Origin of the sequence: Nonlabens sp., from assembly GCF_047636915.1 — a bacterium.
Lineage (GTDB): Bacteria > Bacteroidota > Bacteroidia > Flavobacteriales > Flavobacteriaceae > Nonlabens.
Map to the genome: position 1 here is coordinate 1 of NZ_JBLIGN010000092.1, position 9,783 is coordinate 9,783.

8 protein-coding genes are annotated in these 9,783 nt (G+C 35.5%); all 8 read left to right on the forward strand.

Features of this window, described 5'->3' with window-relative positions:
• Window positions 1-995, forward strand: a 995-nt coding sequence (locus tag ACJAT0_RS11260) for a DUF4856 domain-containing protein (RefSeq protein WP_415181729.1), incomplete at its 5' end; no start/stop codon positions are given.
• A 152-nt stretch (window positions 996-1,147) separates the two neighbouring features.
• Window positions 1,148-2,272: an imelysin family protein gene (locus tag ACJAT0_RS11265; protein ID WP_415181730.1), complete on the forward strand. Its 1,125-nt coding sequence runs from the start codon at window positions 1,148-1,150 to the stop codon at window positions 2,270-2,272.
• 56 nt (window positions 2,273-2,328) lie between these two features.
• On the forward strand, window positions 2,329-3,786 hold the full coding sequence (locus ACJAT0_RS11270; protein WP_415181735.1) for an HTTM domain-containing protein: 1,458 nt from the start codon (window positions 2,329-2,331) through the stop codon (window positions 3,784-3,786).
• Window positions 3,787-3,808: 22 nt separating this feature from the next.
• Entirely contained in the window at window positions 3,809-6,193 is a 2,385-nt protein-coding gene (locus ACJAT0_RS11275; protein ID WP_415181731.1) for a TonB-dependent receptor domain-containing protein, read from the forward strand.
• A gap of 371 nt (window positions 6,194-6,564) precedes the next feature.
• On the forward strand, window positions 6,565-7,521 hold the full coding sequence (locus ACJAT0_RS11280; RefSeq protein WP_415181732.1) for a hypothetical protein: 957 nt from the start codon (window positions 6,565-6,567) through the stop codon (window positions 7,519-7,521).
• A gap of 285 nt (window positions 7,522-7,806) precedes the next feature.
• Window positions 7,807-8,106 carry a hypothetical protein gene (locus tag ACJAT0_RS11285; RefSeq protein ID WP_415181733.1) on the forward strand — a complete coding sequence of 100 codons (300 nt, stop codon included), beginning with the start codon at window positions 7,807-7,809 and terminating at the stop codon, window positions 8,104-8,106.
• A 64-nt stretch (window positions 8,107-8,170) separates the two neighbouring features.
• Window positions 8,171-9,256 carry a DegT/DnrJ/EryC1/StrS family aminotransferase gene (locus ACJAT0_RS11290; protein WP_415181736.1) on the forward strand — a complete coding sequence of 362 codons (1,086 nt, stop codon included), beginning with the start codon at window positions 8,171-8,173 and terminating at the stop codon, window positions 9,254-9,256.
• Window positions 9,257-9,783 (forward strand): oligosaccharide flippase family protein (locus ACJAT0_RS11295; RefSeq protein WP_415181734.1); only part of this gene is annotated, 527 nt, incomplete at its 3' end.

Here is a 9,783-nt window from a genome sequence, read left to right on the forward strand (position 1 = left end):
ATTCATTAGATGAGGTTTCTATTGATGCCATGTTTGCTCATGTTGAAGGAGCAAATAATTTTTCTGATGCTTTTTTAAATGCATCTGATAAAAGTGTTCGCAGTAAAGTAGCTGCCAGTACCGATTTCTTTGCTGCAAATTCAACTGACGCTACCGCGATTAAATCAGAATTTGATGGTTTTATAGCCGCTCAGGCAAATGATGTTTTTCCATTTTGGAACAATACAGCGACTGCTGGAGTAGCCGGTCAATTGCAAGAAGCAGGTGGTGGTTCCGTTAGATATATGGGTCCAAAAGGATTGGAATATGATCAGGCATTTGTAAAAGGTTTGATAGGATCTCTAATGGTAGATCAAATGCTTAATAATTATTTAAGTACAGCTGTTCTAGATGGAGGGGATTACCGTGTAGATAACGATAACGATCTTGTTGCAATTGGAAAGCCTTATACCGACATGGAACACAAATGGGATGAAGCTTTTGGTTACTTATATGGAGCTGAAGTAGACGCGACGAGTCCAGTCCTTAATGTGGACCAGTACCTTAATAAATACCTGAATCGTGTGGAGAGCTCTCCAAATTTCAACGGTATAGCTGCAACAATTTATGATGCTTTTAAATTAGGACGTGCAGCTATTGTTGCAAAAAATTATGACGTAAGAGATCAACAAGCAGATATTATTAAGGAAGAAGTTTCTAATATAATCGGCATCAGAGCAGTATATTATTTACAAGTAGCTCAAAACTTTCTAGCGGCAGATAAAGCTACTGCTTTTCACGATTTGAGTGAAGGGTATGGTTTTATATACAGCCTTCAGTTTACTAGAAAGGCGGGAACTGATCAGCCTTACTTTAGCAAAAGTGAAGTAGATGCATACCTATCAGAATTAATGACTGGAAATGGTTTTTGGGATGTAACTCCTGCAACTCTAAACAGGATTTCAGATGAGATTTCAGCAAGATTTGAATTTACAACAGAACAAGCTGGAAGTTAAGATATTTAATTAGCCAAAGAAAAATTTCCAAACAGTTTTCGGACTGGTTTGGGAATTTTCAAATTCACGTAAAATTAACCTTAAGTTCATGTAGTTAAGAGTGATTTTTATCGACTATGACCTTATATTTATCCACTTTTAAAATGAGAGTAATGAAATTAAAACACCTAGGATTAGCGCTTTTTGCAGTAATGGCAATAGGGGCATGTAGTGATTCAGAAGATGATGGTAGTGGACAAACGGATACCTTTGATAGAAAAGCATTATTGGAAAATGTTGCCGATAATATTATCATCCCAGCTTTACAAGATTTAAGTACGGATCTAGCAGCACTTAAAATTTCTAAAAATCTTTTTATAGCCGCTCCTAATCAGGCTAATTTAGAAGATTTACGGGAAGATTGGTTAGCCGCTTATTTGACTTGGCAATATGTAGAAATGATTAATGTAGGTAAGGCTGAAGAGGTATTGTACTCTTTTCAGATGAATATATACCCTACAAATGTTTCTGACATTCAGGCTAATATGAATATGGTAAACGGTGCTTATGATCTTACCACTCCTGAGAATAATGACGCTGTGGGTTTTCCAGCAGTGGATTACCTATTATACGGTACAGCAACCATAGATGCTGACATTATTAGTTTTTATTCTAGCGATATTAAGGCAAGTTCACATCAGCAGTATTTGAGTGATATAATTGATCAAATGCATAGTCTCACAACAACGGTTTTAAACGATTGGACTGGGTCCTACAGAGATACTTTTGTAAATAGTACTGATAATACCGCATCCAGTTCTTTAAATATGATGACCAATGATTTTGTGTTTTATTATGAGAAAGGATTAAGAGCAAATAAAATTGGAATTCCAGCAGGAGTTTTCTCTACTTCACCATTAGCTGATAGAGTAGAAGGACTGTATAGTAGAGAATTTTCAAAAGAATTAGCTCTAAAAGGATTGCAAGCTGTAGATGATTTTTTTAATGGCAGATCTTATGGTGGTACTACAACTGGTTCGAGTTATGCTAGTTACTTAACTTTATTGAGAAACAACAGTGGCACTTCTGACCTTACAGGAATTATCAATAGCCAGTTGAATACGGCGAGAGCACAAATGAACTTGTTGGGAGATAACTTTTTTGATCAAGTGAATACTGATAATGTCATGATGACTGCTACTTATGATGAGTTACAAAGAGCGACTGTTTTATTTAAGGTAGACATGTTGCAGACGCTTAGCATAAGTGTAGATTATGTTGATTCTGATGGAGATTAATATTTAATTTATAGTCTAATAAGGTTGCCATTTTTGTGGCAACTTTTTTTTTTGAAATGAAATCAGCGATTCATACGTACCTTAATAAGACTACTTCTGCAGCACCACTTTCGGTTTTCCGTATAGGTTTTGGGTTAATGATGCTTTATAGTATTATCCGGTTTTGGGCGCACGGATGGATCAATAGCCTATATTTAGAGCCCTCTTTTCATTTTAGTTATTATGGCTTTGAATGGGTACAACCACTTGGTTCCTTTACGTATGTTATTTTTGCTATTTGTGGTATTGCCGCTTTTTTTGTAGCCTTGGGTTTTAAATACCGCATCGCTATAGTGGTATTTTTTCTCAGTTTTACTTATATCGAGCTGATGGATAAAACCACCTACCTCAATCACTACTATTTTATTAGTATGTTGAGTTTCTTATTGATTTTCTTACCAGCGGCTCGTTATTTTTCTATTGATAACCTTGCTAGATCTCGCTTTACTGCTCTTAGATTAGTAAAAACGGCACAACAATCAACGCCTCAAATTCCACGATGGACTATAGACGGCATAAAATTGTTGCTGAGTACGGTTTATTTTTATGCAGGACTTGCAAAATTGAACAGCGACTGGTTGTTAAAAGCCATGCCTTTAAAATTATGGTTGCCATCTAAATATGATATTCCGCTACTGGGGAACCTAATGGAACAAGAATGGGTACATTACGCCTTCAGCTGGTCAGGGATGCTCTACGATCTGTTTATTCCGTTTTTGTTATTGTACCGGAAGACTCGATTATTAGCATTTGCAGCGGTGGTTATTTTTCATGTAATGACTAGGGTTCTATTTCCTATTGGTATGTTTCCTTTTGTTATGATCATCAGTACAGTAGTGTTTTTTGACGCCCAGGTACAAGAGAAAATTATAAGTTTTTTAAGAAGAGTATTGTTGTGTTTAAAGCGTGTTGTAAAGCCGCTTTGGCCAAATGCCTTAGGCTTGCTGGCCACAAAACATGTTTTGGTGTCAAAGGAGAAACGGCACACTTATAAGGAACTAGAAATTACCTATAGAAAATACATTATTCCAGTACTTGTTGTGTTCTTTACCGTACAGTTATTATTACCTTGGCGCTATCTGGCCTATCCGGGGGAATTATTCTGGACCGAAGAAGGGTACCGATTCTCTTGGCGTGTGATGCTCATGGAGAAAATGGGAAGCTCACAATTTAAAATTGTCGATGGCACAGGGGAATCATTTTATATAGATAATACGGATTTTTTAACCTCTTTTCAAGAAAAGCAAATGAGCTATCAGCCAGACTTCATACTACAATATGCTCATTTTTTAGGTGATCATTACAAAGCTCAGGGCTATAAAAACGTACAGGTTTATGTGGATAGTTATGTAGCTCTTAATGGAAGATTGAGCCAGCTGTACGTTGATCAATCAGTAGATTTATATCAAATAAAAGAATCATTCCAGCACAAGGACTGGATTTTACCATTGGAGGATGAGATTAAAGGATTATAGTTGTTTATTACTCATTATTTTTATGAGTTGCAGTGTTAGAGCACAGTTTCAAATATCTGGAAAAGTGACAGATGCGGTAACCGGTTTATCTGTTATTGAGGTAGATCTTTATGATAAAGAGGCTGGAGTGATAGCCACGACTGATATAAATGGAAATTACAGTTTTGAAACGACCAAGGAAAATCTAACGTTGGTGCTTTTTACCTTTGAATATCAAGTATTGGAAAAAACTATAATTGTTGTTGGTACTTCTGTTTATGACTTCCAATTAAATAAACTTTCAGAACAGTTAACAGCTATTGAAATTACGGTTAGAAAAGAAAAAATATTTCAGTTAGACCGATTAAAAGACGTAGAGGGAACCGCTATTTATGCAGGTAAAAAGACGGAAGTAGTTCTTATAGAGAATTCTACGGCAAATCTTGCCACTAACAATGCAAGACAAATTTTTAATCAGGTCGCAGGATTGAATATCTATCAAAACGATGATGCGGGATTACAACTCAACATAGGCGGTCGTGGTCTGGATCCTAATCGGACGGCAAATTTTAATACGCGCCAGAATGGTTATGATATTAGTGCAGATGTTTTAGGGTATCCAGAAAGTTATTATGCGCCGCCTGCAGAAGGTCTTGAAAGTATACAAGTCATACGTGGTGCAGCATCATTACAATATGGAACACAATTCGGCGGACTCATAAATTTTGTAATGAAAAAGCCAAACCCTAAAAATGCTATAGAACTGATTACTAGAAATACGATCGGTAATAATGGCCTTTATACAAATTTTACAAGCTTAAGTGGAACGAAAGGGAAGTGGAGCTACTATACCTTTTTTAATTATAAAAAAGGCGAAGGGTTTAGGCCCAATTCAGAATTTGAATCACGAAATGGCTATGCACATATAGGGTACCAATTCAATAAAAAGACTAAAGTCACAGGAGAAGTGACCTATTTAAATTATCTAGCTCAACAGGCTGGCGGTCTCAACGACGCCCAGTTTGAAGAAGACCCTTTTCAGAGCAATAGAGCTCGCAACTGGTTTGAAGTGGATTGGTTGTTGTACAACCTTACTTTTACTCATGATTTTTCTAAGGATACTAAGTTTACTTTTAGTGCTTTTGGGTTGGATGCGCAACGTAATGCGTTAGGATTTAGAACCAATAGAGTAGATCAATTAGACCCAGGGTCAGAACGCGACCTGATTAAAGGAGAATTTAATAATTACGGTGCTGAAGCTCGTTTCTTGAGCCATTATAATCTGGGGAATAAAAAAGCTATTTTCTTGATAGGTTCTAAATTTTATAGAGCAAATAATACCAGCAAGCAGGGGCCAGGAAGCGATGGTAGTGACGCTAATTTTGATTTTCAGCTGGATGATTTTCCTAATTATCCAGATCAGAATGAATTTATATTTCCTAATTTAAATGTTTCTGTTTTTGGAGAGAATATATTTTATGTAACGGATAAACTTTCCATAACACCAGGTTTTAGATTGGAATACATCAAAACAGAAAGCGACGGTTTTTCTAGAGATATAGGTGTTGATGGGGCAGGTAATGTGATTAGAAATAACCGAGTAGATGAGAATTTTGTCAATGAAAGAACCTTTGCTCTTCTAGGTATAGGAACAAGTTATAAAGTAATTACATCACTGGAGTTCTATGGCAATATTTCCCAAAATTATAGATCTGTTACCTATACAGATATCAGTACCGTAAATCCGGCTTTTGAAATCAATCCAGACATTACTGATGAAGAGGGTTTTACCGCAGATATAGGCGCACGAGGAAATTTTAAAGATTATGTTTCTTATGACGCTAGTATTTTTTCCCTCGCGTATCAAGACCGCATTGGTTTTAGACAGATTGTATCTGACGGTAGGGTAAAGAGTGAACGAGCTAATATAGGAGATGCTTTTATTTACGGGCTGGAAAGTCTTGTCGATTTTAATTTGAATAAGCTTTTTATTAAAGACAGTAATTATGTTTTTAATTTGTTTTTTAATACCTCAATTTTAAGTTCAGAATATACCAAGTCGGAAGTCAGTGGAGTAGAAGGGAATAAGGTAGAGTTTATCCCAGAATTGAATTTTAAGACAGGAATGAAATTCGGTTATAAGAACTTCCTAGCAAGCGTTCAATACTCTTATCTATCAGAACAATTTACAGATGCTTCAAACGCTGTTGATGGTGTTTTAAGTGGGCTTATAGGAGCAATTCCAGCCTATGACATTGTTGATTTTTCTATTTCTTATACCTACAATAAACGATTCAAATTAGAAGCAGGTATCAATAATGTGCTAGATAATGCCTACTTCACAAGAAGGGCCACCGGTTATCCAGGTCCAGGAATTATTCCTTCTCCTAATCGTAATTATTACTTGACTCTGGAGATTAAGATTTGATTCTAGCAACAATAGTTTTGATGATGATCGACCGACTCTTATTATGAAGTAAACGTCATAATTGGAGGGGATTATTTATTCACTTGACGGTTTTCAGGGATGGCTGTTAGCAGCTTTATGTTTGTGTATGATTTTTAATTTACCAACTTTAATAAGCTAGGAACCAGGTGTTTTATTTTCTTAAGTAAATGATGTGATTACATTCATTTTCAAAATTTAATCATGATATCTTTTTGAGTGCGTGTTCATCATTTACTTTAAAGAAACGTTTTTTTTAAGTAGGTAATTTGAGGTTCTTTAAGTCACCTATTTTTTCAAATTCAATTTCAAAAGTTTTCTTCTACTTATCTTAGCGATCTTAAAAACCTCAATTGGATATAAGAGTTCAGAAATATCATCCTAGTATAGAAACAGAATGGAATCAGTTTATAAAAACTTCTGTTGCTGGAACTTTTCTATTCCATAGGGACTTTATGGACTATCATAAAGAACGATTTGAGGATCATAGTTTGATGTTTTATAAAGAGAATCAGTTGATATGCTGCATGCCAGCTCATATAAAAAGCCAAGTATTCTACAGCCACCGTGGTTTGAGTTATGGTGGTTGGATTTTGAGTGAGATAGGGACGGAGAATATGCATCTCTTGCTGGAGGTGTTTCTGGAGTATATAAAGGATGCTATTTTCTCGGTAAGCGGCTCGTTGATTGTAAAAGCTGAAGTACAGCTACCACCTTTATCCTACCATAAGCTCCATCAAGAAATGGCGCATATTTTTAAGGACAAAGGTTTTAGAGTGAATAGAATTTTGGACAATTTGTTTGTAAAATTAGATCAAAAGTATAGGGTGTCCTCTAAGAAGACAAGAGGTTATCGCAATGGTAAATTTGCAGGGTTAAAAATAGAAAGATCAAATGACTTTAAGCGTTTCTGGGAGCAAATACTGGTGCCACAATTACGAGCAAGGTATGCTTCTCAACCCGTGCATAGTTTAGATGAAATAGAATTGCTCGCCTCTAAGTTTCCAGAAAATATCGTTCAGCATAACCTATATCGAGAGGATCAATTACTTGCAGGAATTACTTTTTTTATAAAAAATGACATTGTAAAATCACAATATACTGCCAGTTCATCTTTGGGTTTAAAGATAAATGCGGTAGGTTATCTGTATATGGAAGCGATGAAAGAGTTTCAAGAAAAAGGATTCCTATTGATGGATTACGGGTCTGTGAATGAACGAGATGGATCAGTTAATAAAGGATTGTTGCGTTTTAAAAAGGAATTGGGATGCGAGAAGGAAGAATGGAAAAGGTGGGAGATCGAATTTTGAGATTTCGATAAACGAAAAAACCACCAATAAATAAGGAGCTATCAGTCACTTATCACCGGTGGTTATTCAACCAACTTAACTTACTTTTCTTTTTCATAATATGTTCAGTTATTTATAATTAAAAAAGGCTAATTCAATAATTTAAACGAATACTTCATATAATATGACAGTGCAAATTTAAGCCATTAACAAAGGATAAGATGCTAACTGCCCGTTAAGTATTGTTAAGTAGTGTTATCTTTCAATTTTGAAAAAACGCTTACTTTTACAAACAGAGTTTTACTGATGAAGAATACGAAGAGATCATTTCATTTTGCTATTGTTTCTAGTATTTTAGTGACAGTATTTACCATGCTATCACAGATAACCCGAACTGTAAGTAATAGTATTAATGATGGTATTGGGTACCTAATGACGCTATTTTTCATCACTATTATTGCTGGCGTAGTCTACAGTTTTTTAAGTTTCAGAGAAAGTTACCATTGGAAAAAATATGTAGCCATTGGAATTAATTTTTTCTTTTTCATAATGACTAGTATTGCCCTAATGGGTCGTGTAAAAGACATTCTAGAGGCTTTTGGATAGAGTACTTTCCCGTGTTATTCTCCTTGTTATTATCTATTAAAATCAACTCATTATAAAAACACAAATTTCATATCTAGACCTTAAACCACTAAACGATAGGTTTGCTCAAGAAGATTTAAAAACCTTTAGAGAAATCTATAGTTCTGGAAAGTTTATAGGAGGAGAATGGGTGACTCAATTTGAAAATGAATACGCTTCTTATTGTGGCGCAAGTCATTGTATAGGAACAGGAAATGGTCTCGATGCTTTAACCATCATTCTCAAAGCTGAAATTGCTCTAGGAAACTTGCCTGTAAATGCAAGAATATTAGTTCCAGCACACACCTACATCGCTACTTTTTTAAGCATCGCTCATGCAGGTATGCAAGCTATTCTGGTAGACGTAGAAGCGCTTAACTTGACAGCACTTGCCATACGTCAAGTAAATCAAAAATACGATGCGATACTGGTTGTAGACCTTTATGGTAAATTAGTAGAAGATGAGGTATACGCTTTTGCGAAAGCGAATTCGGTGAACATTTATTGCGATACAGCACAATCCCATGGAGCAACAAATGACAAAGGAGTAAAAGCTGGAAGTCTAGCCAAAGCGAGTGCTTTTTCTTTTTATCCTACTAAAAATATAGGAGCCATAGGAGACGCTGGAGCTATTACTACAAATGATCTTGAACTTGCAAATATGTGCCGTAAAATTGCAAATTACGGTAGAGAAAGCCGCTTCATAAACGATGTTATAGGAGTGAATTCGAGACTCGACCCATTGCAAGCTGGATTCTTATCAAACAGATTGCCCCAACTTGACGCAGATAATAAAAAAAGAGTTGAAATAGCTACTTATTACTACGAGCACATTAATAACGATAAGGTACAATTGCTTTCTCAAGATTTCTTGAAAAATAGCGTTGTGCATGTTTTTCCTGTTTATGTAAATAATAGGAAAGCATTTATAGACTATTTAGAGGCTCAGGGAATAGGAACAAGTCTTCATTATGAAGTGCCACCACATCTGCAAAAAGCATTTAAAGCCTTTAATCATCTTATATTTCCAATAACAGAAGAATTACATCGGACAGAAGTAAGTTTGCCATGTCATCCTTTAATTACATTCGAGCAAATGGAACGAGTAGTCCATGAAGTAAATGGGTACTAAATGAGAATATGGTTCCATAAATTCAATAAAAATGTGCTGCTTAAAGTAGCTGGATTCAATTCTATTCATGTGTTTCTGAAAATTGGAACAGGAGCTGTTATGTCATGGATACTGGCTAATTACGTTGGTGCTGCTGGAATGGGTATTTTAGGAAATTTACGTAATTTCATGCAAGGGTTGCTTACTTTTTCTGTTTTGGGGTTAGAAAACGGACTGGTTAAGAATACAGCCCAATTTCAAAAAAAGCCAGCACAGTTAAAAAAAGTATACAGCACCAGTTGGGTAATGAGTTTAAGTGCCAGTATCTTAGCCGCCTTTGTAGTGTTTTTTACAGCGTCTTGGCTCGATCAGAAATTAATAGGAACAGATGTAGATTTTTCGATAGTATTTAAACTGGTAGCACTTTCATTACCTTTTTATGTAGTATTTGTATTCTTAACAAGTCTTTTACAGGGCTTTGAATGGTATAAAAAGTTTATTATTCTCAATATCATTATTAGCGTTCTGGTTTTTGGAGTATCCGTCGT